The organism is Pseudomonas sp. M2, assembly GCF_015751845.1.
In the GTDB taxonomy this organism is placed as follows: Bacteria; Pseudomonadota; Gammaproteobacteria; order Pseudomonadales; family Pseudomonadaceae; genus Aquipseudomonas; species Aquipseudomonas putida_E.
On sequence record NZ_JADOUD010000001.1, the window covers coordinates 2,473,988 to 2,497,980 of the forward strand.

General features: G+C 56.7%; 19 protein-coding genes and 2 pseudogenes. 5 read left to right on the forward strand and 16 right to left on the reverse strand.

Annotation, left to right across the window (positions count from 1 at the left end):
* Window positions 1-412: 412 nt before the first annotated feature.
* Both IWW33_RS11555 and IWW33_RS11560 read left to right on the forward strand, forming a co-directional pair.
* Entirely contained in the window at window positions 413-3,244 is a 2,832-nt protein-coding gene (locus IWW33_RS11555) for a TrlF family AAA-like ATPase (RefSeq protein WP_174142373.1), read from the forward strand.
* Between the two features lie 214 nt (window positions 3,245-3,458).
* Window positions 3,459-4,703, forward strand: a complete 1,245-nt coding sequence (locus IWW33_RS11560; RefSeq protein ID WP_174142374.1) for a hypothetical protein — start codon at window positions 3,459-3,461, stop codon at window positions 4,701-4,703.
* A gap of 257 nt (window positions 4,704-4,960) precedes the next feature.
* On the opposite strand, the gene IWW33_RS11565 is transcribed toward IWW33_RS11560, so the two are convergent.
* From IWW33_RS11565 to IWW33_RS11580, 4 genes are all read right to left on the reverse strand, one after another.
* A complete protein-coding gene (locus IWW33_RS11565) occupies window positions 4,961-6,217 on the reverse strand; it encodes a hypothetical protein (RefSeq protein WP_174142375.1) in 1,257 nt (418 codons plus the stop codon).
* Window positions 6,218-6,220: 3 nt separating this feature from the next.
* Window positions 6,221-7,375: a nucleoid-associated protein gene (locus IWW33_RS11570; RefSeq protein ID WP_174142376.1), complete on the reverse strand. Its 1,155-nt coding sequence runs from the start codon at window positions 7,373-7,375 to the stop codon at window positions 6,221-6,223.
* A 170-nt stretch (window positions 7,376-7,545) separates the two neighbouring features.
* On the reverse strand, window positions 7,546-7,686 hold the full coding sequence (locus IWW33_RS11575) for a hypothetical protein (protein WP_174142377.1): 141 nt from the start codon (window positions 7,684-7,686) through the stop codon (window positions 7,546-7,548).
* 588 nt (window positions 7,687-8,274) lie between these two features.
* Window positions 8,275-9,168: a LysR substrate-binding domain-containing protein gene (locus IWW33_RS11580; protein WP_174142378.1), complete on the reverse strand. Its 894-nt coding sequence runs from the start codon at window positions 9,166-9,168 to the stop codon at window positions 8,275-8,277.
* A gap of 99 nt (window positions 9,169-9,267) precedes the next feature.
* Here IWW33_RS11580 and IWW33_RS11585 point away from each other — a divergent pair, with 99 nt between their 5' ends.
* The 3 genes from IWW33_RS11585 to IWW33_RS11595 all read left to right on the forward strand — a co-directional run bounded on the left by IWW33_RS11585 (window position 9,268) and on the right by IWW33_RS11595 (window position 12,839).
* Entirely contained in the window at window positions 9,268-10,437 is a 1,170-nt protein-coding gene (locus IWW33_RS11585) for a mandelate racemase/muconate lactonizing enzyme family protein (RefSeq protein WP_089230364.1), read from the forward strand.
* Between the two features lie 101 nt (window positions 10,438-10,538).
* Window positions 10,539-11,846 carry a C4-dicarboxylate transporter DctA gene (gene dctA, locus IWW33_RS11590; RefSeq protein ID WP_115273201.1) on the forward strand — a complete coding sequence of 436 codons (1,308 nt, stop codon included), beginning with the start codon at window positions 10,539-10,541 and terminating at the stop codon, window positions 11,844-11,846.
* A 117-nt stretch (window positions 11,847-11,963) separates the two neighbouring features.
* Complete coding sequence (locus IWW33_RS11595) at window positions 11,964-12,839, forward strand: isocitrate lyase/phosphoenolpyruvate mutase family protein (RefSeq protein ID WP_115273200.1); 876 nt, start codon at window positions 11,964-11,966, stop codon at window positions 12,837-12,839.
* A gap of 59 nt (window positions 12,840-12,898) precedes the next feature.
* Here the strand turns inward: IWW33_RS11595 and arsJ are convergent, their stop codons facing one another.
* The 12 genes and pseudogenes from arsJ to IWW33_RS11645 form a co-directional block, all read right to left on the reverse strand.
* On the reverse strand, window positions 12,899-14,131 hold the full coding sequence (gene arsJ / locus IWW33_RS11600) for an organoarsenical effux MFS transporter ArsJ (RefSeq protein ID WP_174142379.1): 1,233 nt from the start codon (window positions 14,129-14,131) through the stop codon (window positions 12,899-12,901).
* Between the two features lie 9 nt (window positions 14,132-14,140).
* Window positions 14,141-15,145 carry an ArsJ-associated glyceraldehyde-3-phosphate dehydrogenase gene (locus IWW33_RS11605; protein WP_174142380.1) on the reverse strand — a complete coding sequence of 335 codons (1,005 nt, stop codon included), beginning with the start codon at window positions 15,143-15,145 and terminating at the stop codon, window positions 14,141-14,143.
* A gap of 121 nt (window positions 15,146-15,266) precedes the next feature.
* Window positions 15,267-15,983: an arsenical resistance protein ArsH gene (gene arsH, locus IWW33_RS11610; RefSeq protein ID WP_125924289.1), complete on the reverse strand. Its 717-nt coding sequence runs from the start codon at window positions 15,981-15,983 to the stop codon at window positions 15,267-15,269.
* A gap of 114 nt (window positions 15,984-16,097) precedes the next feature.
* Complete coding sequence (locus tag IWW33_RS11615) at window positions 16,098-16,454, reverse strand: metalloregulator ArsR/SmtB family transcription factor (protein WP_115273196.1); 357 nt, start codon at window positions 16,452-16,454, stop codon at window positions 16,098-16,100.
* 8 nt (window positions 16,455-16,462) lie between these two features.
* Window positions 16,463-16,658, reverse strand: a pseudogene (locus IWW33_RS26910) (hypothetical protein).
* 170 nt (window positions 16,659-16,828) lie between these two features.
* The gene (locus tag IWW33_RS11620; protein ID WP_174142381.1) at window positions 16,829-17,986 is read right to left on the reverse strand and encodes an MFS transporter; all 1,158 of its coding nucleotides are present in this window, start codon (window positions 17,984-17,986) and stop codon (window positions 16,829-16,831) included.
* Window positions 17,987-18,014: 28 nt separating this feature from the next.
* A complete protein-coding gene (locus IWW33_RS11625) occupies window positions 18,015-18,386 on the reverse strand; it encodes an ethanolamine utilization protein EutQ (protein WP_046786775.1) in 372 nt (123 codons plus the stop codon).
* The gene (locus IWW33_RS11630; RefSeq protein ID WP_046786774.1) at window positions 18,383-19,711 is read right to left on the reverse strand and encodes an FAD-dependent oxidoreductase; all 1,329 of its coding nucleotides are present in this window, start codon (window positions 19,709-19,711) and stop codon (window positions 18,383-18,385) included. Before IWW33_RS11630 ends, IWW33_RS11625 begins: the two co-directional genes overlap by 4 nt.
* A 9-nt stretch (window positions 19,712-19,720) precedes the next feature.
* The gene (locus IWW33_RS11635; protein WP_231386415.1) at window positions 19,721-20,956 is read right to left on the reverse strand and encodes an FAD-dependent oxidoreductase; all 1,236 of its coding nucleotides are present in this window, start codon (window positions 20,954-20,956) and stop codon (window positions 19,721-19,723) included.
* A pseudogene (locus IWW33_RS26635) lies at window positions 20,945-21,106 on the reverse strand (rubredoxin); the annotation flags it as partial. The pseudogene IWW33_RS26635 and the gene IWW33_RS11635, both read right to left, overlap by 12 nt.
* Window positions 21,107-21,118: 12 nt before the next feature.
* Entirely contained in the window at window positions 21,119-22,564 is a 1,446-nt protein-coding gene (locus IWW33_RS11640) for an aldehyde dehydrogenase family protein (RefSeq protein ID WP_115273194.1), read from the reverse strand.
* Window positions 22,565-22,574: 10 nt separating this feature from the next.
* Window positions 22,575-23,765, reverse strand: coding sequence for an aromatic ring-hydroxylating dioxygenase subunit alpha (locus IWW33_RS11645; RefSeq protein WP_115273193.1), 1,191 nt, complete (start codon window positions 23,763-23,765; stop codon window positions 22,575-22,577).
* Between the last annotated feature and the right edge of the window lie 228 nt (window positions 23,766-23,993).

Below are 23,993 nucleotides of genomic sequence, written 5' to 3' on the forward strand. Positions count from 1 at the left end.
GTGGTTTCTCTGGTGAGTGTTTGGTCTTCGCAAACTCAACGTTAGCCAAGAACCACGATGACCATCCTCTTTCGCCCGCAGGGCGCCTTCGGCTGGTTCAGTTACACCACTTCCCGGGACACGATCCTACGTTCTGAATGTCATTCTCCGAATCGCTCGTTTCCAGCGCCAAAAGAATCATCCCTTCGCCCCAATTAAAGGCCGAATCAAGTGCACCGTATGCAGTTTGAAAACGGCTATCGTAGAGCGCTTCAGTCGTTGATTTCGCCATACAAAGCATTTGGGGCCGCCTTCGATCACTAGCCGAATCGGGCAATTGAGCGATACGATCGGTGGCACAGTGCCACCCAAAAAAATGGACCTGAGCGCCATTGGATAACAGGCCGGTTAGGATGACCTACAAGGAGTGACTATGATTCAGGCTTGGCCATACGCCGGTGCCCGTTGGTGGAAGTTCGATTTCCACACTCACACCCCGGCATCAAAGGATACGAACGCTTGGCAAGCCGCGATTGGCACCGCCGATGAACTCACACCACAAAGATGGCTGCTCAAGTACATGGCCGCCGAAATCGACTGTGTGGCAGTCACTGATCACAACAGCGGTGAATGGGTAGATGGGCTCAAGGCCGCCTACTCAGACATGAAACGTCAGGCAGATGCCGGTAATCCACCTGAAGGCTTTCGTGAACTCCATTTATTCCCTGGCGTTGAGATTTCTGTTCAGGGCGGCTTCCATTTGCTCGCTGTCTTCGATCCTTCGGCCTCCAGCCAAACCATCAGTGATTTGCTGGCTAAAGTGCATTACTCGGGAACACGTGGGGACAGTGATGGAGTGACACGTGAGGGTGCTGCCAAGGTGATCGAGCATGTCATCACCGAGGGCGGATTAGCGATCCCAGCTCATGTTGAAGGTGACAAAGGGTTGCTGCAGGTTGAGCAGGGAACCCGAAAATGTTTGCTCGATACGAACACTGTCAAGCAAGTGCTACAAGAGCCGGGCATCTTGGCGCTAGAGTGGACTTCTGGAAGCAGCTCACCTCCCATAGTGTATGAGGAACTGAAGCTTCGCTTCGCCAGTGTGGTTGGAAGCGATTGCCACAGTTTCAAAGGCTCGGCCGTTCCAGGCTCGCGCTTCACCTGGATCAAAATGGCTAAACCCAACATGGAAGGTTTGCGCCTCGCGCTGCTGGACGGACAGGAGGTTTCAGTTCGCCGTAGCGACCAAAGCGATGGTTTTGCACCATTCACTACCCCCGATCACTTTATCGAATCTATTGAAATTCAAAATGCACGTTACATGGGACGCGGAAAAACGGGTGCTTCTCTACCCCTCAATCCGTATTTCAATGCACTGATCGGCGGTCGAGGAACCGGGAAATCAACCATCGTGCATGCCCTTCGATTGGCCTATCGGAGGGAAAATGAACTGTCGCAGGCTTCCGAGGCCGGGCAAACCTTCAACAAATTCAACGTTGTCGCGAAGACCAAGAACGACAACGGCGGTTTGCTCGATGACACAGTGGTACGTGTGCAGGTACTTCGTAATGGCTCCCCCTATCGCCTTACTTGGCGAAAGGAAGACACCGAAAACATGGTGGAAGAGTGGGATATCTTATCCACTGATTTCACGCCCTCCGACAGCCAGGTCATCAACGAGCAGCGCTTTCCCGTAAGACTTTTTAGCCAGGGGCAGATTGCTGCCTTGGCCGGCGACAGCCAGCAGGCTTTGCTGAAAGTGATCGATGATGCTGCGGACACGCGATCGCAGAGACATGCATTTGAAGACGCAAAAAGCGCATTTCTGGCTTCCAGGGCACGGATGCGTGAGATGGAAGGGAAGTTATCAGGGCTCCAATCCGTAACTCTCGCATTGCAAGACATAAAGCGAAAACTTGAACGGTTCGAAGGCTCGGACCACACGGTGGTGTTGAAAAACTACCAGCGCACCAGCCAACAGAACCGAGAGCTTGAACGTCAGTTTGACGCGGCGGCCAAGCTTGTTAAGGGTCTGGAAAATGTCGCCGCCACGTTGCAGCCTGAAGATCTGCAAGCAGGGCTATTTGATGCCAATGATGACAGTCCGGCGCTGGCCTCCCTTCAGGCCTTGAACGCGGTTATTGGCAAAGTAAAACAGGACGTCGAGGCATCCGCTGCCGAATTGGCACTGCTTGGGCAAACGCTGAAAACGGACCTTGAGTCATCGCCTTGGTTTACCCGAATCGCAACTGCTAGAGAAGCCTACCATCAGCTAAAGGAGAGTCTTCAGCAGCAGGGGGTCAACGATCCCAGTGAGTACGGCCGCTTGGTTCAAGAAGCTCAGCGGCTGGATACCGAGCTGAGGAACTTGAACACGTTGAAGTCGCAACATGCTGAGCTGCGTAACACGGCGATGTTACAGCTGGAGCAAATCCAGGTGGCACGCCGGGCAATCAGTCATCGGCGTAGCGAATTCCTGCAGGCCACCCTACATGACAACCTCTACGTAAGGATTGAGCTCGTTCCCTACAGCCGCGATACGCAGGGGATCGAGCGATCATTGCGAGAAGCACTGGGTGTAGGAGAAAGCAAATATGCGGACGACCTGTATCAGGAGCAGGAGGGCTCGACGCCAAAGGGGCTCATAGCGGACCTCATGTTGGCAGCCGAGCTGCTCGGGGACACACCTAGCTTTGAAGAATCGCTGAAGACGTTGAGGGCACGGCTATCCCAAGCCTGCCGCGGGAAGGTTGAGTTTGGTGGCTGGTTCAATAAATTCTTGAAAGGTGAAACCGACAGACGACCTGAATACATGGACCACCTGCTGTGCTGGTTCCCTGAGGATGGTCTACAGGTGGAATACAGTCGCAAAGGCAATGGTCGGGACTTCCAGTCCATCGGTCAGGCTTCTGCGGGTCAGCGCGCCGCTGCGATGCTAGCTTTTTTGCTAGCCCATGGAGGTGAGCCTTTGGTGCTCGACCAGCCTGAGGATGACCTGGATAACCACCTTATCTATGGACTGGTCGTTCAGCAGATCCGATCTAACAAGCAGCGCCGCCAGCTAATCATCGTCACCCATAACCCCAACATCGTAGTTAATGGAGATGCCGAGCTGATCCATGTACTGGATTTCAACAACCAGTGTCACGTGAAGCAGACCGGTTCCCTGCAGGAACAGGACATGCGGCAAGAGGTTTGCCAAGTTATGGAGGGAGGCTCGGAGGCGTTTGAGCGCCGCTACCAGCGCTTGGGAGGGGAGAATTGATTAGGGTCTTGAGCCCCCTCATTGGGTGAGGAAGGCCAGGAAAGAACTAACCCCCTGGTGAGCAGTACAGATCCTGAGATCTGCCCGAGGTGTTGGGGTTAGAGAATGCCGTGACATAGTCGATGGCGAGTGTTAGCTCTAACAACAAGTCATACGGTCGAGATATTTGGAAGTCTTAGTGTTTGATTGGCAGTCACGTTAGGGAAGGCATTAAATGGTAAGTATAAAGCGGCACTTTCACCCTATAGGTCAAGGTGGATTTTTTTCTGAGCATCATAAAATTGGTCTCGGAAAGGAGTTTGTAGTCGTCTATGACTGTGGAGTTGCCCATAATCGAAGCAGCGCAGACAGTGTGGTGAAAACCAATCTTCTGAACGGGGTTGAAATCGACATATTATTCATATCTCACTTTGATTATGATCATGTTTGTAAGTTAAAGGTTTTATCCTCGCATGTGGGGAGAATAAAGAACGTAGTCATGCCGTTGCTGAGTAAAGATGAAAAGTTTCGCCTGACAAATTTATTCAGAGCAACTGGATTCAACTTGCTTAAGCTGATTAATTCGCCTGAGAAATTCTTCGGTAGCACCACAAGAGTTTTCAGTGTGGCCCCAGGAGGTCCTCGAGACGGAGATGGTGATGACCCTAGAGATGAAGCGGCAGTATCACTCGACTCACTTTCTCCAACAAAGAGCTTACGTAGCGGTGTGAAGATTAGTGTTCCAATTGGTGCTATCCCGCACAGTCATGATTGGGTGTTTATTCCGTATAATTATGAGTCTGCCACTAATTTGACACTGCTTGAAGCAGAGCTTAGAAAGGTAGGCATCAGTACTCATTGGATAAAGACTGATCCTAAATATACCCTTGATAAATCTATTGTTGGGCGAAAGCTTATTAAGGACGTATACAGCAGACTACCCGGTGGTATAAATCTCAACTCCATGATTGTGTACTCAGGACCAGAGAGTCGCACGTCACGATTGAGACTTAGGGAGAACTTACAAGGTCGTGTTAATCTACACAAAATCCCATGGCTAAAATCTCATGCGGGTTTGATTGCTCAGAAGTATCCTGTTTGGAAAAATTACCTTCTAGGTGAGGATGATCTTCGAGTTCTTGATTTTTTCTTTGATTGCGAATTTGAATATTTATTCAAGCTGCCAGGCTGTATTTATACTGGAGATGTTGATTTTAATCAGGTCGACATTCCTCGCGTGTTTAGGGAAGTGTGGCATCAGGTCGGAACTTTGCAAATAGCCCATCACGGAGCAGCGCCGTGCTTCGATGATTCGATATTGAAGGGTCAAAAGCTAATTTGTCCTATAGCTGTTGGTACAAAGTTCCTTCGAAAATATGGTCATCCTGCAAAATCCGTGATCGATAGCATCATCATGAATGGATGTGTACCAGTTTTTGTCACCGAACTAAACGAAGAATTTGTTCAGGTTATTTCGTGACGATTGCGAGAGCTAAGGGCGTTTCAGGGCATCATTTCGTGATGGATACGTCTCATGCGGTTGCCGAAACGGTTTCAGTCATTTGGGAATCTGAGAATAGCTTATAAGTACGTCGAACATAGCCTGAACGCTTATGACGATTCGTTTGTTGTCGACTGCCGTACATTGGCGCACTGCTCTGCCCTGATATGACTCCCTGCATCCCCTAGCTAGCGTGCAGCGGGGCTTGTGTATCGCCGCTTTGATAGGTACTACCACTAAGGCGCAAGAAAAATTGGGTCAATATTCGATGCGGCAGAAATGGACAAGACTGTTACGATAGCCGTCCAAAACACATCCCAATATTTAACCAGAGCAACCAGTACTGCCCCGGTGCCAGGAAGCCATGATAGAGCTTTCAGAAGCCGAAAAGTGTTTTCGAGCGTCTGTCCCTGTTTTTCAACTTGATGGATGGTGATTCGAAGCAGTCCTTGAAGCTTGGGCGGGTAGGTTTTTATTTTGTCTTTGAAGTCATCGAAGACGACGTTAAAGCTGTGCAGTAAGCGCTTAGTCTGCAGTATCTGGTTGTGCAATATCGCGAGGAGGATCACTGAAACAACAATCATGCCGAGCACAAGAACGAAAGCTTCGAAGGGTGAGGAGCTGTTCTTCAACGGAAGTAGGCCAGCGAGAGAAATTGGAAGTGCTAGCATCTTTCCGGCGATATCACCCAAGACGCCGCTTAGCTTGGTTCCATAGTCGATTTCTGCCTGCGCCAGCTCGCGGCGGACCTTCTCGAACGAGAATCCATAGACATAAGTTTGCAGATTTGCACGATAGGTGGAGAGAATCTCATTCCACTCTCTCACTACAACCAGGAAAAGATTTTTCTCGCTTTCAAATTTTTCAATCACGCTAGCAATCGCCATTCGGATCATTAGCTTGCGTTCGGAAAGATGGGCTTTGTTTTCGTTTTTACGGTTTAAGATTTCCTCAAGCAGACTCATATGCCTGAGCTCATGCCCCAGCAGTTGATCGTCGACATGGGTCGGTAGCAAGAAAGTCCTTGGCGGTTTTGCACCGTCAGGGGGCAGGGCGAAGAACAGGTTATAAGCGTCTGGACTACTTTCCTTGTCCACGCCTATAGCTAGCATTGCCAAAAGTTCAACCAGTCTGCATACGCGCTTGAGGGCCTTGATTGGTTCTGGCTCGTCATCATCAAAATCTGCCCACGCCAAGTCAGAGACATAAATGTTCTTCGGAAACAGTCCTTTACCCAAGGAGCCAGTTCGTGCGAGCTCGTAAACACTTGTATAGAATCGACCAAATTCATTCGAGGGGAGCCGAAGCTCTATTTCGAGTAAACCGTCATGCTCATCCTGATGCTGGATTCTTCCGAATGCCGGCTGCAGGTTCTGGCAGCTCTGCAAGGCAGCGATGATTTCAGGGGTTGATGGTCCTTCATAGGAAGCAACACCGCCCTGAATGAGAGGTGATCCCATCGCGCGATATAGAGCTACTACATAGCTAAACATCTGCTACTCAGCCCTAGCCTGTAGCTCTTTTTCAATCACGTCGATCAACTCCTGCGTAAGATTTGACAAAACCAGTTTTTTACGAGGCTCATCGTAGTAAACATCAGCAGTCGCCTCCTGGCCTAACGCGCCTCGTTCAAACTGGAGTGACCAACTGGCGGCGTCACCTTTGATTCGTGTCTTCGCTTTCAGTGATTTGGGATTGACCGTAAAGTCATCTGGAACTCTGTGCTTTTCATCATTGAGGTAGTTTTTCAGCCCTTCGATCTCATCCACAAGCTCGGCCGGAACGTGCTGAGTTGCTGCATGACAAATGGCGTCTAGACGTGCGGATTTGCCGTCTACCAGTCGGTCTTGAAGATACTTTACGACTGCCTCCTTTGCTTTGTAGGCGAAAGGCTTGAGCGCTTTCTTGTCGCGAAAGAAACGATCAACGTAGTCAATGGCATTTTTGGTGGCACGGCCGGATGCGACGCCCTTGGCACACCCTAGAGCGGAAATAAAATAATCAGACGCTTGGCTGTCTCTACCTCGGCTGATAAAGCAAAGGTATGTCGAATCCACTTCCTCAGCGTCATCATCTTCCTCTTTCGCCGCATTCTTGTCGGCAGCTTCTGCAGCTCCTGCAGCTTCTGCAGCCGCTGCAGTGACTGTGACGAAGCTCCCTAAATTTATCCTTGCCGCCTGCTGAACCGTCTTCAGGTCTACCTCTTGAATTTCCTTTGGAACGTAGTTCTCATCCAGCTGAATACCACCACGTTCTTTTATGCTAGCGACCAGGAAGAAGTCGGATGCACCGGACGTATATTGGGCGCAAAGAATGTGTCCGCCAGTAGCCAACGTCCGGCCTCCCGCTTGGTGGACCAACTGGTCCATTGCAAGGTGAGTCAGCGAAACAAACTGGTCCGTATCATTTTGCTGACCAATGAAGGCGGCGAAGCGCTCAGGAAACGGACCCTGACGACCATCGTTGGCGAATTGGCCGTAGACAACACTATTGCCTTCCTTGCCAATCAGGCCATTAATGCCTTCGACAAGAAGCTTGAGAGCCGGGTTTTCTGTGTTTAGAACGAATTCCTTTTTAACCACCTCTGAAACATATTCGGTGTAGGCCAGCTTCTTGAAGCTGTGAATGATGGCAGTTTTTAGCGTAATCACAGGTCGACATCCCTTCGGTAATATCAATATGAGATTACAGAAATCTCACCTTTTCCTGCAAATCTACCTTGGTCGCTGATGTGCCCGTCGAGATGGCACAGCTGTGCGAACAACTGTATTTACATACAGTAATTTTGTCGAGAACTGTTTGTTTTTCTGTGGATAGATGGTCATGCCTTCAGTCCCGGCGTGTCCGGTGCCGCATGGCTTAAGGCATCTAATTCAGCATGGGCGGCATAGATGAGCTGGAAAATGGTTGCAGCGACGATGTCTTCCAGCTTTTTGATTGCAGGTACAGGAATCGGCTGCATCACTCTGCGGCGGCTGAGGATCTAGGGAAGAGCATCTGGCTCGGGATGAGGCCAGTCATTTTTTCTATACGGGCTTGGCTTGAGGGGATCCCATTCCGACTGAGCTACTCAATAGCGTCGGAACATGGGGAGCAGCGGCAGGTTCGGAGCGCTTGCGGCGTGCAGATAAAATGTGCAAAAGCATGGATCATGGAAAAGGCGTGAAGCAGAAAGAAAACATCATTTAAATCAATAGGATAAGTGTTAGATACAGCCTTTATTGGATGGGCGTTCGATCAGAATGCTAGATTCCACAGGCTGTAACAGGTTGGCAACAGTGTCAGCGAAGTCTGAAACCCGCGCTCCGTAAGCGTCTGAAAATACAAGCTTTATTGGCAGAAACCTCAATTGATTTCGTTGAATTAAAACGGTCGTCGAACAATTGAAACTGCCGCCGGTAGAGGGGGAAGCGTTCGCTTTTCCTCTACCGGCGGTTTTACAAGCCTCCCTGCTTCTCCCCTACCTCAGACTGGCGTTTTCTCGCAGCCTTCCCAATTAAGGCTGATGAAACTCTTTCGTCGTACGTGACAAGCGCCATCCCGCGTCGCCTTACATTGCAGGCGACTGATCAACTCCCGCCCTGGCCCAGAATGTTTCTGCAGACTGACTGAGGGTTGCTTTTGGCCGGGTCAGATGAATTTCCAGGGGAATGTCCCAGCTTTCATCGAGCGCCCGGATCAAACGCCCGTCCAGTATCTCCTGCTCCGTAAGGCTCTTGGGTAGCCACGCCACGCCCTTGCTTTCCAAGGCCATGGACATCAACACCGCTGCAAGGTGACTGGTGAACAGGGGCTTGAGGTGAAGGTAATCTTCTTTGCCGCGCAGTCTGTGCGCGACGATACGGCCCAGTCCGGATTCATGGGTGTAGGCGAGGTAAGGCAATGCTGCAGGAGAAGTACCGAAGTCAGCGCGGGCACTGGCAAGCGGAACGAGAGTGTCTTCGCCTATCTTCTTGCTGGTGAACTGTTCGGGTGCCAATAGCGGCGGTACGTCGGGGTGGCGGTGGCATAGCAAAAACTGAACCTGGCCATGAATCAGCATTTGCTCACAAACGGCCATGCTATCTGAGTGCAGTTGAACTGCCTCGATTGGCGCACCGCTTTCGGAACTCCGGAGCCACTTCGGGAAGAATGTAAACGAGAGGGAGTGTGTCGCTGCGAATTGTAGTGACCTGGCTGCTACCCCTGCGACCTCTTGAGCTTCGCTGCGTATCCGGTACAAGGATCGGGCCGCTTCCTGGGCACTGGGCAAGATATGCCTGCCAGCCTCGGTGAGCGTGGCTCCATGTGGTGAGCGCACGAACAGCTCAACTCCCATCCAGTTCTCAAGAGAGCGGACTCTGCGGCTGAAGGCCGGCTGGGTTACGTGTCGCGCTTCGGCCGCCCGCACGAAGCTTCCGTACTCCGCCAGCGCTGAAAGATCTTCTAGCCAAACAAGTTCCAAGGGCCATGCCTCCTGTGCATAGGGTCCGGCATTAATAGCATTGGGCGAGCGCTACCTCAAAGCATAACGTGGGGCCACATACAACAAGAGGAACCCGTCATGCGTATCGTCGACATCCGTGAAAAAACCGTTTCCATTGCCTCGCCAATCGCCAATGCCTATATCGATTTTTCCAAGATGACCTGCTCGGTCGTCGCTGTTGTCACGGATGTGATTCGCGACGGTAAGCCGGTCATCGGCTATGGCTTCAACTCCAACGGTCGCTATGGCCAAGGCGCTTTGATGCGTGACCGCTTCCTGGCACGTATCACTGAAGCAGACCCAGAGACTCTCATCGACCACGAAAACAACAACCTGGACCCGTTTGCCATCTGGAAAACCCTGATGACCAACGAGAAACCAGGAGGTCACGGTGAGCGCTCTGTCGCCGTGGGCACCATCGACATGGCGGTTTGGGATGCCGTAGCAAAAATCGAAGGAAAACCGCTGTACCGCTTGCTCGCTGATCGTTACCGCAACGGCGTCGCCGACGATAAAGTCTGGGTGTACGCAGCCGGCGGCTATTACTACCCTGGCAAAGATCAAACCAAGCTCAAAGCCGAGATGCAGAGCTATCTCGACCGCGGCTACGACGTCGTGAAAATGAAGATCGGCGCGGTCCCGCTGGACGAGGACATCCGCCGTATCGAAGCCGTGCTTGAAGTGGTTGGCGACGGCCGCCGCCTGGCCGTCGATGCCAATGGGCGCTTCGATCTGCAGACCGGTATCGCCTACGCCGAAGCCATCAAGAAATACAACCTGTTCTGGTACGAAGAGATCGGTGATCCGCTCGACTACGCGCTGCAGGCTGAGCTGGCAAATCACTATGAACTGCCTATGGCCACTGGCGAAAACCTGTTCTCTCATCAGGACGCCCGCAACCTGCTGCGCCACGGCGGTATGCGACCTGATCGTGACTATCTGCAGTTCGACTGCGCGCTGTCTTACGGCCTTGTCGAATACATGCGCACCCTCAAGGTGATGGAAGAAATGGGCTGGTCTTCCCGCCGCGTTGTACCCCACGGTGGCCACCAGATGTCGCTCAACATTGCCGCCGGCCTGCACCTTGGTGGTAACGAGTCGTACCCGGATGTTTTCCAGCCGTTCGGCGGCTTCGCGGACGGCATCAAGGTTGAAAACGGCTACGTCGGCCTGCCCGACATCCCGGGTGTGGGCTTTGAAGCCAAATCCGCCTTGTACGCAGTCATGCGTGAGCTGGGCGAGGGTTGATCATCCTCGGTTGCGGTCTCTGTAGAAGAGGCCGCAGTACCAGGCGGCGCGCAGCACCGCCAAGCCACATGCCCATCACAAAAATAAAATGAGGTGCTTTCGTGGAAATTTCCAAATCCCGCTGGTACGGCCAGCTGTATGTGCAAGTGCTGATCGGCATTGTGATCGGCGCGGCAATCGGTTACTTCTTACCCGATATCGGTGCCAAGCTCCAACCTTTCGCCGATGGCTTCATCAAACTGATCAAGATGCTCTTGGCACCGATCATCTTCGGTACTGTCGTTGTTGGTATCGCCAAGATGGGCAGCATCAAAGAGGTTGGCCGAATTGGCGTTAAGGCGCTTATCTACTTCGAGATACTGTCGACCATTGCCTTGGTCGTCGGCCTCATTGTGGTCAACATCGTTAAACCCGGCGAAGGCATGAACATCAATGCCAACGCCCTCGATGGCAGTGCCATCAGCAAATACAGCCAAGCCGCGAGTGAACAAGGCGGCACGATCGAATTCTTCCTCAATATCATCCCGCATACCTTCGTCGGCGCTTTCTCCAACGGCGTAATGCTGCAGGTGATCCTGCTTTCTGTCTTGATGGGCGTCGCTCTGGTGCAGATGGGTGAAACCAGCAAGCCGCTGATCAATACCATCGACTTGTTCCTTCAAGGCCTGTTCAAAATCGTCGCAATGGTCATGCGCCTCGCTCCGATCGGCGCCGGTGCCGGCATGGCATTCACCATTGGCAAGTACGGTATCGGCACGTTGCTGTCACTCGGCCAATTGCTGATCGCACTGTATATCACCACTCTGATATTCATTGTGGTCGTGCTCGGTGCCGTCGCCAGATGGTCCGGAATGCCGCTGATGCAGTTCCTCCGTTACTTCAAAGATGAAATTCTCATCACCCTAGGTACCTGCTCAACCGAAGCCGTGCTTCCGAGAATGATGGTGAAACTGGAGAAGCTTGGCTGCAAGAAATCGGTGGTCGGCATGGTGCTGCCTACGGGCTACACCTTCAACGCGGACGGCACATGCATCTACCTCACAATGGCTGCCATCTTCATCGCCCAAGCGACCAACACGCCGCTGACATTCATGGATCAAATGATTCTGCTGGCCGTATTCCTGCTGACCTCCAAAGGCTCGGCTGGCGTTGCGGGTGCGGGGTTTGTAACGCTGGCTGCAACGCTCACAACTATCCATTCCATTCCGCTGGTAGGCCTTGTGCTGCTGCTGGGCATCGATCGGTTCCTCAACGAAGCGCGGGCGGTGACCAACCTGATCGGTAATGGCATCGGCACCATCGCGATCGCCAAGTGGGACAACTCCTTTGATGTCGAAGCTTGTGAACGAGAAATCGCAGCCATGAAACAGGAAAAGGCGGCAAGGAAGGCCTTGCTGGCGCATAAGTGACTCACCTTCACTTCCGGTCATCGCGCTTGAAAGTCGGCGATGATCGGTTGTGATCTGGTTTCTTTAGCCCCGCAAAGCGTGCTCTGCACCAGCTGAATGAATTTGATGGAGCCGAATATGATCGAGCGATCGCATCATGAATTGCGCAAGGCGTTTGGTGATTTGCTTCAAGGACATGTCTGTAAATTTGCTGCTTCCGTATTCGATCCCATATCGGTGCGTATGGCATCCGACCTCGGTTTCGAGGTGGGTATACAGGGAGGGTCTGTCGCCTCGCTTCAAGTGCTTGGGGCACCGGACATTGCACTCCTGACGCTTGATGAGTATGTCGAGCAGGTCAACAGAGTTGGGCGTGCGAGCCAAATCCCTATCATCGCTGACGCTGACCATGGGTTTGGGAATGCGCTGAATGTCATGCGCACAGTCACTGAGTTACAGAAAGCCGGCGTTGCCGCGTTGACTTTGGAAGACACTCATCTGCCGGCCAGATACGAAGAGCAATCGCCGGCGTTGATCGGAGGGGAAGAGGCAGCAGCCAAGATCTACGCTGCTCGATTTTCCCGCTCGGATGACAGCCTCAGCATCATCGCCAGAACGAACGTGGCCGCAACCACTCTGGAAGATTCTATCGCTCGTACTGCGGCCTATGAGAAAGCGGGTGCAGATGCTATCTGCTTGGTCGGGGTCAAAGACTTCCATCACCTAGCGGCACTCACGGAACACCTCACCACGCCGATCATGCTTATCAACTACGGTAATCCGGCCCTCAGTGATGTTGAAAAACTCAGCGCGGCCAATGTGCGCATCGTGGTCAATGGGCATACTCCTTATTTTTCAGCGATCAAGTCGATCTACCAAGCGCTGCGTGAGCAAAGCGGTTCACAGGGGCGCGAACTCTCCCTCCCTGAGCTGATTTCGAAGTACACGCGCGTCGAAAGTTATCGAGAGTGGACGAAGACGTATCTGAAGGTAGGGCACGACTCGCCACGCTGAGTCATCCCACGCGGCCCGGTGAAAGCGGAGGCCTGACGGCCCCCGCATTTCCTCACTGATCAGTTTGCCTGGTGTGCAATCTCACTGTGCCTAGGCAGTGCGATCGAGATGAGTGCGGCAGCCAATACGAAGATGCTGGAGACCCACAAACAAGCCTCTAACCCATAAGCTTGGAACACCCAACCTGACAGCAACGTGCCGACCAAGCGACCGAGGGCGTTGGACATGTAGTAGAAGCCTACATCCAGGGAGACGCCGTCTTCCTTGGCATAGCTGACGATCAGGTAGCTGTGCAGCGATGAGTTCACCGCGAACAGCACGCCGAACAGCATCAACCCACCAAGCAGCACTATTTGCGCCGACCAGCCTGCCGACAGGCCCACGGCTATGAGCGCAGGGAGCCCGGCCAGGGCGATTGCCCAGATGAAGGCCGCTCTGCCATCGGGCACATGACCGCGCTTCTTGCCGGTGATGTGAGGAGCAAGCGACTGGACGATGCCATAGCCGATCACCCACGCGGCCAAGAAACCACCGACCAGCCAGAAGTCCCAGCCAAACGCCGTGCTCAGGTACACCGGCAACGCCACCACGAACCAGACGTCCCGCGCACCGAACAAAAACAGCCGTGCGGCCGAGAGGATGTTGATGGCCCGGCTCTTGGACAGCATGTCGCGGAACTTCGGTTTGGCCTTGGCTTTGCCCAAGTCCTTTTTCAGCAGCATCAAACTGCCGATCCAGATCAGAGCCAGTACTGCTGCCATGGCCAGCACCGCCAGGGTGAAACCAAGCAGCGCAAGCAGTGCTCCCCCGAGGAAGAAGCCGACGCCTTTGAGCGCGTTCTTGGAGCCCGTGAGGATGGCCACCCACTTGTAGAGCGTGCCTTGCTGGCTGTCCGGGACCAGGAGCTTGATGGAGCTTTTGGCGCTCATCTTGTTCAGGTCCTTGGCGATGCCGGATAGCGCCTGGGCGGCCATCACCCACGGCACCGTCAGCCCGGCTGCCGGTACCGTGAGCATCAGCAAGGCCACAACCTGCATGCCAAGGCCGATGTTCATGGTGCGGTTGAGCCCCAGGCGGGCGCCGAGGTAACCGCCCACCAGATTGGTGATCACACCGAACACTTCGTAGAACAGGAACAGCGCCGCGATCTGCAGCGGCGTGTAGCCCAGCGAATGGAAGTGCAGCACCACCAGCATGCGCAATGCGCCGTCGGTGAGGGTGAAGGCCCAGTAATTGCCGGTAACCAGCAGGTACTGACGCACTTGTGCAGGCAGGGCTGACAACGCCTTCATGATCGCTGTTTACTCCGCTGCGCCGACCAAGCGTGCCAGCTCAACTGCACGGTTGGCGTAGCCCCACTCGTTGTCGTACCAGGCGTAGATCTTCACCTGGGAACCATTGACCACCAGGGTGGACAGCGCATCGATGATTGAGGAGCGTGGATCGGTGCGGTAGTCGATGGACACCAAGGGGCGCTCTTCGTAGCCCAGGATGTCCTTCAGCGGCCCTTCGGCAGCGGCTTTCAGCAGCGCGTTGACCTCTTCAGCCGTCGTCTGTCGTTCCACTTCGAACACGCAGTCTGTCAGCGAGGCATTGGCCAGCGGTACACGCACGGCGTGACCATTCAGCTTGCCGCGCAGCTCGGGGAAGATCTCGGCGATTGCGGTGGCCGAGCCTGTGGTGGTCGGTATCAGGCTCATGCCCGAGGCACGCGCGCGCCGCAGGTCCTTGTGCGGTGTATCGAGGATGCTCTGGGTATTGGTGAGGTCGTGAATGGTGGTGATCGAGCCGTGGCGGATGCCCAGGTTCTCGTGAATCACCTTGACCACCGGGGCCAGGCAGTTGGTGGTGCAAGAAGCGGCGGTGACGATACGGTGCTGCGCCGGGTCGAACAGGTGCTGGTTGACGCCCATCACCACGTTCAGTGCGCCTTTCTCCTTCACTGGAGCGCAGACCACCACACGTTTGACGCCCTGATCCAGGTAGGCCTGGAGCACGGCTACCGACTTCATCTTGCCGCTGGCCTCGATGACCAGATCGCAGCCCGGCCAGTCTGTGTCCGCGATGGTCTTGTTCGCGGTGACCTTGAGGCGCTTGCCTTCGATCACTACCGCGTCGCCTTCTGCGCGGGCTTCACGGTGCCAGCGTCCGTGGATCGAATCGAAGTTGATCAGATGGGCATGGGTCTCGGCGTCACCGGCCGGGTCGTTGATCTGCACAAACTCGAATTCTGGCCAGTCCCAGGACGCGCGAAGCGCCAAGCGACCAATACGGCCAAACCCGTTGATACCTACTTTGATAGCCATGTTCTTGTTCTCGGATCGCGATTAGCGAAAGGTCAGAGGGTGTCGCTGAACTGGTTGATGTACCCAACGTGCGCAGCGTTGCTAGCACGGGGTACGGGTGCAGTTGCCTGCTCAGAAAGCCTCAAATGGATCGTTGGTTGACACGCTTGGACAGTTCCTCTGCCGACTCCTTGCGCTCGGAGTAGCGATCGACCAGGTAGTCGGAGCGGTCACGAAGCAGCAGGGTGAACTTCACCAGCTCCTCCATAACGTCGACGACACGGTCGTAGTACGAAGAGGGTTTCATGCGGCCCGCCTCGTCGAATTCCAGATAGGCCTTCGGCACGGACGACTGGTTAGGGATGGTGAACATGCGCATCCAGCGGCCGAGGACACGCAGCTGGTTGACCACGTTGAACGACTGCGAGCCACCGCAGACCTGCATCACCGCAAGGGTTTTGCCTTGGGTCGGGCGCACGGCGCCCATGCTCAGTGGAATCCAGTCGATCTGCGACTTGAACACGCCAGTCATTGCACCGTGGCGTTCTGGCGAGCACCAGACCATGCCTTCGGACCACAGCACCAGATCGCGCAGCTGCTTGACCATGGGGTGGTCATCGGGGGCGTCGTCCGCCAATGGCAGACCGGACGGATTGAAGATGCGCGTCTCGGCACCGAAGTGCTCCAGCAGGCGTGCTGCTTCTTCCGTCAGCAGGCGGCTGAACGAGCGTTCTCGGGTCGATCCGTACAGCAGCAGAATGCGAGGCTTATGGGTGGACTTTTGCTCGACTGCCAGTTTGTCTGCGGTCAGCAGGTCGACCAGGTCGTTGTCGATGTTGGGGATGTGGTGTTCGGTCATGATTTACTCCTGAGACAAGGCACCAGGTGGCTGAAAGCGGTCTCGCAGAGGGTGTTGCGGCAGCTATTGGCTGTGCAGAGGAACAGAACTTTCATCGGTTCTTCTCGGCATGGATCAGCAGCACGAGGCGACGCGTTGTGGGCGGTCACCCATGGAGTCCAGACGTTTGGTGCTGGTACTCAGCCATTCGCGGTTGGCTTCCAGCGTCGTCGCCAGGACCTCACGTACCCAGGCGGGAAGCGATGGATGCAGCCGGTAATAAACCCACTGGCCCTGGCGGCGGTCTTCCACCAGGTCACAGGTGCGCAGCTGCGCCAAGTGGCGGGAAACCTTGGGCTGGCTTTCTTCCAGCGCGCAGGTCAGTTCACAGACGCAGAGTTCTTCCTCGCGAGCGATCAGCAGCATCATCCGAATGCGGTTTTCGTCGGCGAGGCATTTGAAGACCTTGGTAGGGGTCAGCGAGTCAGTCATGGGGTTACTCAGTGTTTGGTATTCACAAGGACGAGCAGCTTGATGCGCTCATGGATCTCGTGAAGGGTGTGTCGGAAGGCATCGTGTTTGTCACTGGTCGCCGCGCTGAAAGCGTCGAAATGCACAGGGTTCGTGTGCCGGAGCAAAGCTTGGCGAGCGAGCTGCGTTTGCGGTACAAACAAACAGGACGCGGATCTTGCCAATCCGCGCCTATATGTTTTTTCGAATATACGATTTTCCGAATATATCGCAACCCTTCGATGATGGGTGTACTCATCTTGGATGAGCAGACACCCCCAGGCGGGAACTGGCGTAGCTACTGCGACAGCCTGCAGTTGTTCGCCCAGCGGAAAACGCAACATGCACACCTAAGGCTATGCTGCCCCTGCCAGTGACCCACCCACGCTGCGCTTCTCTCTTATAAAACACGTCACCATCGCCGCCACGCCAATGCTGAAGATATAAAGCGCCTGCGGCCCGGATTGCTCCATCATCGCACTGGCAATCAAGGGCCCGATGGTGGCGCCAATGCCAAACGTCATCAGCAATACCCCAGCCACCGCTACACGCAGCTCAGGCTCCAGATTGTGGTTGGCATGCGCCACACCCAGTGGATACAGGCAGAACTGCAAGAAACCGATGGTGGCGCCCGCCAAAATTATCCACAGCTGCCCTGATGCCAGGCCCAGAGCCAGCGGCAGGTAGGCGATGCACAGCAATAAGGCCGTAGCCCGGATCAGCGTGATGCGCGAAAAATGATCCGACAGTTTGCCCAGCGGCAGCTGCGCCAACAGCCCGGCGGCAATGCTGATGGCCATGAACTGCCCAACCTGCGCCGGGGTAAAGCCCAGTTGCGCGGCAAAAATCGGGGTCAGCCCATACAGGCAACCGTTCAGCAATCCCGAAGCAAGGATGGTGAACAACGATTGAGGAAGCCGGCGCAGGTACAGCATCGGTTTGATCCGAGCCTGGCTGATACCGCTCGGCTGGGCGCCGCTGTGCAGGGCCACGGGGATCAAGCCGATGGCAAAGGCAATGGCCACGCCTGTCAGCGCCAGTGTGTGCAGCCCATCGCCAAGGCTGAGCATCAGTTGGCCAAGCATCATGCCGACATAGCTGGCCACCATGTACAGCGACATGGCGCCGCCTCGCCGGCTTACCGGGGCACAGTCGTTGAGCCAGCTCTCGATGACCATCAATTGGCACATCATCGCCGCCCCCACGATAAACCGCAGGGCAAGCCACAGCGGCAAGCCGTCACTGAGCTGGTGCGTAAGCACCGCGGTCACTATCACCCCGGCGCTCACCACAAAGGCCCGCGCATGGCCGGCCAGGCCAATCAGCCAGTAGCCGGAGCGAGCTCCGAACACCATCCCCAACGCGTTTGCGGCCATCAGCGCGCCGCCCCACAACTGTGCCACTCCGGCTGCATCCAGGCGCAGGGCCAGGTAGGTCATCAGCAGGCTGGAGCCCAGTTGCATCAACAAGGCAGCGACATAAATCGTGCCGAACCTTTTACTTAGTGCGAACAATTGGCTTCCCCAGGGAGAGGGTCGGTAGTCAGGCAAGGCCGTGACGCTGTTTCCAGTCGCCCGGGTACACCACATAGCCGAACAGCGCGTGGCCTGCATAAACCAGTTGCGTGCCTTCGGGAATCCACAGCACCTGGCCGGGCGATACCCGATACAGCTCACCGTTGGCCTGGAGCTCAAAGCAGCCCTCGATGACGAAAATCACTTCGTCGTAGAGCACCGTCCAGGCCACTTCGGCACCTGCCCAGCGGGCAAAGCCTACGCCCAGGTTGGGCGACACTTCGTTGCTGATGGCGCGTGCGACCCACGCGTCACCCGGCGGGCCGCCACGCTGGGCAAAATCCAGGTCGCGATGATCGACCAGGCGCACCGGGCCTTTGCCGCTCGGCACGCGGCTCATACTTCGCGCCTGCTGTTGAACGCTGCCCAGCGAATCCGAGTGCGCACGCCCAGGCCCAGGAACGGCTCAGGCGGGTTGCGTGAGGGCATCCCGGTCACGGCGCGGATGTCGCTCAATTGCCGCGAGTCCGCGCCCACTGCCATGTCGGCCAGCAGCGTGCCGGAAATGGTGCCCCAGGCGGCACCAACGCCGTTGTCGCAGGCGGTTGCGTAGACGCCGTCATCGAGCTGGCCGAAGTAATTGGTGAAGTTGCGCGAGATCGCATAGGCACCGCCCCAGGTATGCGTGAACGGCACCTGTTTGAGTTGTGGATAGCGCGCCTCGAACGCCTTGCGATGATCATCGCGAATCTTGTTGCGGGCGGTATCGGTGATGCTACGGCCGTAGCGAGGAACGTGCTTGTAGGTATTGCGAATGATCAGGCGTCGGTCCTGGGTCATGCGCACCGTGGTACCGGCGTGGTCGGCAGGGGTAAGCCCCCAGTCGGCCTGGGCGCCGATTGCTGCCATCTCGGCATCGCTCAGCGGCCGTGTCCAACTGGCGAAGGTCATCACCGGCAGCAGGCGGTTGCGCAGGTAACCGAACTCCTGGGTGAAAATGCTGGTGCCCAGCAATACCTGCGGGGTACGGATCAGTCCGTTGTCGCCGCGCAGCAGCCATTTGCCGCTGGGGTCTTTCTCGAGTGAGCGGATGGGCGACTCTTCAAGCACTTCGACGTTGGCCGGCAGCGCACCACCCAGGCCACGGACCAGGGCGGCAGGCTGCATCAAGTAACAACCCGGGGTATAGATAGCACGGCTGTAGTAGCGGCTACCGAGTACGCCGGCCAGTTCGTCACGCTCCACCACGCGATAGGGCTCACCCAGGTCGGCCATGAGTTTTTCGAAATGGTCCAGATAGCCCTGGCCACGCTCGCCCACCGCGCCCTGGTACTTGCCCGCATGAGACCACTGGCACTCGATGCCATGACGGTCGATCAAGGTCTGCAGTTGGTCGATGGCGGCCCGGTTCAGCCCCAGCAGGCGCTGCTTGTGTTGCGGGTCGGGATGCTCCAGAGCGAACTTGTGCGGCAGGTCGATGACAAAGCCCGAGTTGCGACCCGAGGCGCCATAGGCGATGCGCTGGGCATCCACCAGGATAATGCGCGCCTGTGGCAGGTGCTCGGCCAGCCGCCGTGCGGCCGCAAGCCCGGCGAAGCCTGCACCGATCACTACATGGTCGGCATTCTGTTCGCCGCTCAGGCGCTTGCTCGGTGCCGGCTCAGGCAGCGCGGCGTACCAACCGCAGCTGCGGTCGTCGTGAGGCAGATTGACAATACTGTTCATGGTTCGGCCTCAGGCCACATGTTGCTGGGTGTCCTGGCAGCTTTGCAGCCAGGTATTACGTTGCAGTTGCGCCTGGCGCCCGAGCAGCACGAACCCGCGCAGGGCACCGGCGTGGTCGTGGAACGCCGCGCTCAATCCATCGCTGGTCGGATCGCAACGCCATTGCCCCTGACAGTCACCGGGTGGCGTCAGCAGGCACAGTGGGGCAACCGGGGTTTTCACGGTCACAGGCGCCAGTGGGTAGTGGGCAGCGGTCGGTTGACCCAGCAACGTCTTGGCCAGGGCACGAATACCCTCGTTGATCGGCGCCAGGTAGGGCAGCAACTGGCCATTGATCTCGACGCAGTCACCCAAGGCGTATATGCCCGGGTGCGAGGTCTGCAGTTGTGCATCGACCTTGATCCCCCGGCCGCAGTCCAGGCCGGCCTCTAGCGCCAGTTCAAGGTTGGGGCGCAAGCCCACTGCGCTGAGCACCAGGTCTGCCTCGACCACTTGACCGTCGGCCAGAGTCAGTTGGTAGCCGTCGCTGTTGCGCTCAATGCGCTGCAAGGTGGTGCGCAGATTCCATTGCACGCCAAGGCCCGAAAGCGCCTGCTGCAAGTGCTGGCCTGCCGCCTCGGGCAGCAGGCGCTCCATGGGCCAGGCGCCCAGGCCGATCACCCGCACCTTGTAGCCATTGCTCGCCATATCGTTGGCGAACTCGCAGCCAATCAATCCGTCACCCAGAATTGCCACGCTCTTTACATCTTTGAGACGTTGGCGGAACGCCTGGTAATCGTGCAGGTTGTTGACGCTGAGCAGGGCCTCGGCGCACCCCTCGATAGGCAACCGCACCGCAGAAGCACCGCTGGCCAGTATCAGTTGGCCGTAGTCCATTTCGCCTAGGCTGGTATGCAGCCGTCGCGCCTGGGTATCAATACGCTCGACCTTGCATCCGGCATAGATTCGAATGCCCAATCGCTGCTCGATCGCCAGCGGGCTTTCAGTTGCCAGGGTTGCAGCAGTGCGCCCTTGGGCCAGGGCGATCGACAAGGCAGGTTTGGAGTAGATATGCCCCGACTCTTGGGTCAGTACGCGAATCTCCAGCTGCGGGTCGGCCTTGCGCAGGGCTTGTGCCAGGCCATAGCCGGCATGGCCGCTACCGATGATGACCACCGGTTGCGCCGGGCGGGCGACGACCACAGGTTGCGCCTGGATGACCGGCGCCGCCGCCACAGCAGCAATCGGAGTGCTCAGTTCGATCATTTCAAAGTCGGCCTTGCCGACCTTGCACTCAGGGCACAGCCAGTCCTCGGGCACATCTTCCCAGCGGGTGCCGGGGGCGATGCCGTCGTCGGGCCAGCCTTTGGCTTCGTCGTAGATCAGGCCACAGATGATGCAGAGCCAGGTTTTCATCGCGTTACCTCCTCACTCGCCCTTGATACGTACGGCCAGGTTTTTGGTCCTGACGTAGCTGTAGAGCGCCTCCTGGCCTTTTTCGCGTCCGAAGCCCGAGAGCCCGACCCCGCCAAACGGGGTTTCGATGCCGCCGGCATACCACTCGTTGACGAACACCTGGCCGGCGCACAGGCGCCGTGCGCAGCGCAGAGCGCGGTTGAGGTCCTGGGTGAACACGCCTGCCACCAGCCCGAAGACGGTGCCGTTGGCAATGGCGATGGCCTGCTCTTCGCTGTCGAAGGGCATCACTGCCAACACCGGGCCGAACACTTCGGCCTGGGCGATCTCCATGTCCGGGGTTACATCGCGCAGTACCGTCGGCGCCATGTAGTGCCCACGCAGGCCAGAGATGGCCTCGCCGCCGGTTGCGACGACGGCGCCTTGCTGTTGGGCCCGCTGGCACAGGGCTTCGATACCCTCGAGCTGGCCTGCAGAGATCACCGGTGTGTGGTCCGGGTTGTCCTGGCCCAGGCCGACGCTCAACCCCTCTGCCATTGCCACGACATCAGCGACGACATCGTCGTAGACCGAGCGATGCACCAACAGGCGTGACATGGCCGAACATACTTGGCCGGCGTTGAAGAAAATGCCGCTTTTCACGCTGTTGATCACTTGCTCGCGATCGGCATCGGGGAACACCAGGGCAGCCGACTTGCCGCCCAGCTCCATGACGCTGGGGGTCGCGTGGTCGGCGGCGGAACGCAAAATGCTCTGGCCGGTAGCAACAGAGCCGGTGAAGACGATCTGGTCGACGTCGCGATGGCCGGCCAAATAGGCCCCCACTTCACGGCCCCGGCCGCAGATCAGGTTGACCGCACCCTGTGGCAGGCCAGCACGCTCGATGGCCTGCATCAGCACGCACAGGCCGAGCGGCGACAGCTCCGGCGACTTGATCACCACAGCGTTGCCCGCCGCCAGGGCCGGGGCCAGGGAGCGCGCGCAGATCGACACCGGGAAATTCCACGGCACGATTTGCAGCGACACGCCCATCGGGTCGTAGACGGTGAAGTCCATGTAGCCGTCGCCCAGCGGAATCGACTTGCCTTCGATCTTGTCGGCCATGCCGGCGTAATACTCGAAGTAGCGCGCAGCCTCGACGAATTCGTCACGCGCATCACGCAGGCTCTTGCCGTTTTCCTGGCACAGCACCCAGGCGCCTTCATCGGTGATTGCACGAATCTGCGCCGCAATCTCAAGCAGCCAGGTCACACGCTGCGCCGGCCGCACGCGGCTCAACACATTGCTGTCGACACAGCGTCGGGCGGCCTGCAGGGCGCGTTCGGCGTCGGCCACGCTGGCCTGGGCGACGGTCGCCACAGGTGCGCTGGTGCCGGGGTTGTGGATGGTCAGGTGCTGCTCACTGTCGGTCCACTGGCCGTCGATGAAGTTCAGCCAGTGCGGGGCTATCGAATGCATGGTGATCACCTCAGGCGCGCTGCGCGCAGTCGAGCAATTGGCGGGCAGCCCACTTGTGGAAGTAGTGGGTCGGCAGGTCCATTTCCGGCGAGAATGCGCCACCGCTATAGCCAGGGGAGAGGCGGCCCTTCTGCATGCCTTCGACCGAAGCGATATCTTCGGCGAACACCACGCGCCAGGACTCCATCACGGCTTTGCGCGAGGCGTCGTAGTGGCTGTCCAGGGCCTGATCGCCGACATAGAACAGGCGCAGGTGTTCGATGGTTTTGCCTGGGGCCACGGGCTCCAGCATCATGGCGAAGGCGTGGTCGGCCTGGATGCCGAGCAGCACGTTGGGGAAGAACGCCACGTACTCGGCGGTGCGCAGGCGCTCCTGTGGCCAGGATGGGAAGATCGGCAAATGGGTGCCGGCAACGGCCGAGAGGTTGTAGGCGTGGCTGCCCTGGCCGGCGAACTCCTCGAACATGATGTTGTAGTGGTCTTCCAGGCGCGAGTAGCTGTTCAGGCTCGGGTGTACCCACGGCAAGTGGTAGGCCTCGCAGTAGTTCTCGACCGCGAGCTTCCAGTTGCAGTTGACCTCGATGCTCATGGCGCCGCTGTTCGCTTCACGGCGCAGCAGGTTCATGCCGTCGCTGCCCAGGAACTGGGTCCAGCGCTCGGTCAGTGGCTTGAGTTGCTCTTCAAGGGCCGGTGCATCGCCGGACAGGTTGATGAACACCATGTCCATCCAGATCGTGGTGCGCAGTGCCTTCAGGCCATGCTTTTCGCAGGCGAAACGCTCGTCCTTGTGCTGATTGATCCCGCCGACATGCGGTGTGCCTTTGAGGCCGCCATTGAGGTCGTATGTCCAGGAGTGGTAGGGGCAGCGGATCACGCCCTGCACTTCACCCGCCTGCTGCACCAGTTTCACGCCGCGGTGGCTGCAGACGTTATGGAACACCTGCACCAGGCCCTCGCGGTTGCGCATCATCAACAGGGGCAGGCCCATGAAGTCCACAGGCTTGACGTAGCTGGTGGTCGGCAGGTCGCTGGCAAAACCGATACAGGCCCAGTTACGCCCCAACACTTCATCGCGCTCAAGCTCGAAATAGCGCTGGTCGGTGTAGAACTCATTGGTCAGGCCATGGGCTTCATGGATCGGTGCCAGAACGGTTTCCAGGGCGTGTACGGGAATAAGGCGGGAATCAGTCGATACGGTCATTTTTGTTTTCTCTTGTCAGATGCACGGCAGGCAGTGCCTTGATGCCTGGCGCCAGTTTCAGCAAGAGAAGGAGGGCTCGACAAACGATTTATTTCAGCGTTATTTATCAGTTTTAATCATTAATGATTTGCACGCAGATTATGGGCTTCGCAGAGGAATGGTTGATGAACGGTCATCTTCTGGATTGCTCACGTTTATGATTTTTTGTAATCAATTGATGACAAGAAA

Excerpts from the sequence above, each read along its gene's own strand:
- arsJ (WP_174142379.1), bottom strand. The coding sequence starts at position 14,131 with ATGAAGGCGTTGTCAGCCCTGCCTGCACAAGTGCGTCAGTACCTGCTG.
- IWW33_RS11555 (WP_174142373.1), top strand. The coding sequence starts at position 413 with ATGATTCAGGCTTGGCCATACGCCGGTGCCCGTTGGTGGAAGTTCGAT.
- IWW33_RS11595 (WP_115273200.1), top strand. The coding sequence starts at position 11,964 with ATGATCGAGCGATCGCATCATGAATTGCGCAAGGCGTTTGGTGATTTG.
- arsH (WP_125924289.1), bottom strand. The coding sequence starts at position 15,983 with ATGACCGAACACCACATCCCCAACATCGACAACGACCTGGTCGACCTG.
- IWW33_RS11630 (WP_046786774.1), bottom strand. The coding sequence starts at position 19,711 with ATGAACAGTATTGTCAATCTGCCTCACGACGACCGCAGCTGCGGTTGG.
- IWW33_RS11560 (WP_174142374.1), top strand. The coding sequence starts at position 3,459 with ATGGTAAGTATAAAGCGGCACTTTCACCCTATAGGTCAAGGTGGATTT.
- IWW33_RS11575 (WP_174142377.1), bottom strand. The coding sequence starts at position 7,686 with ATGCAGCCGATTCCTGTACCTGCAATCAAAAAGCTGGAAGACATCGTC.
- IWW33_RS11615 (WP_115273196.1), bottom strand. The coding sequence starts at position 16,454 with ATGACTGACTCGCTGACCCCTACCAAGGTCTTCAAATGCCTCGCCGAC.
- IWW33_RS11565 (WP_174142375.1), bottom strand. The coding sequence starts at position 6,217 with ATGTTTAGCTATGTAGTAGCTCTATATCGCGCGATGGGATCACCTCTC.
- IWW33_RS11625 (WP_046786775.1), bottom strand. The coding sequence starts at position 18,386 with ATGAGCCGCGTGCCGAGCGGCAAAGGCCCGGTGCGCCTGGTCGATCAT.
- IWW33_RS11645 (WP_115273193.1), bottom strand. The coding sequence starts at position 23,765 with ATGACCGTATCGACTGATTCCCGCCTTATTCCCGTACACGCCCTGGAA.
- IWW33_RS11635 (WP_231386415.1), bottom strand. The coding sequence starts at position 20,956 with ATGATCGAACTGAGCACTCCGATTGCTGCTGTGGCGGCGGCGCCGGTC.
- IWW33_RS11585 (WP_089230364.1), top strand. The coding sequence starts at position 9,268 with ATGCGTATCGTCGACATCCGTGAAAAAACCGTTTCCATTGCCTCGCCA.
- IWW33_RS11640 (WP_115273194.1), bottom strand. The coding sequence starts at position 22,564 with ATGCATTCGATAGCCCCGCACTGGCTGAACTTCATCGACGGCCAGTGG.
- IWW33_RS11605 (WP_174142380.1), bottom strand. The coding sequence starts at position 15,145 with ATGGCTATCAAAGTAGGTATCAACGGGTTTGGCCGTATTGGTCGCTTG.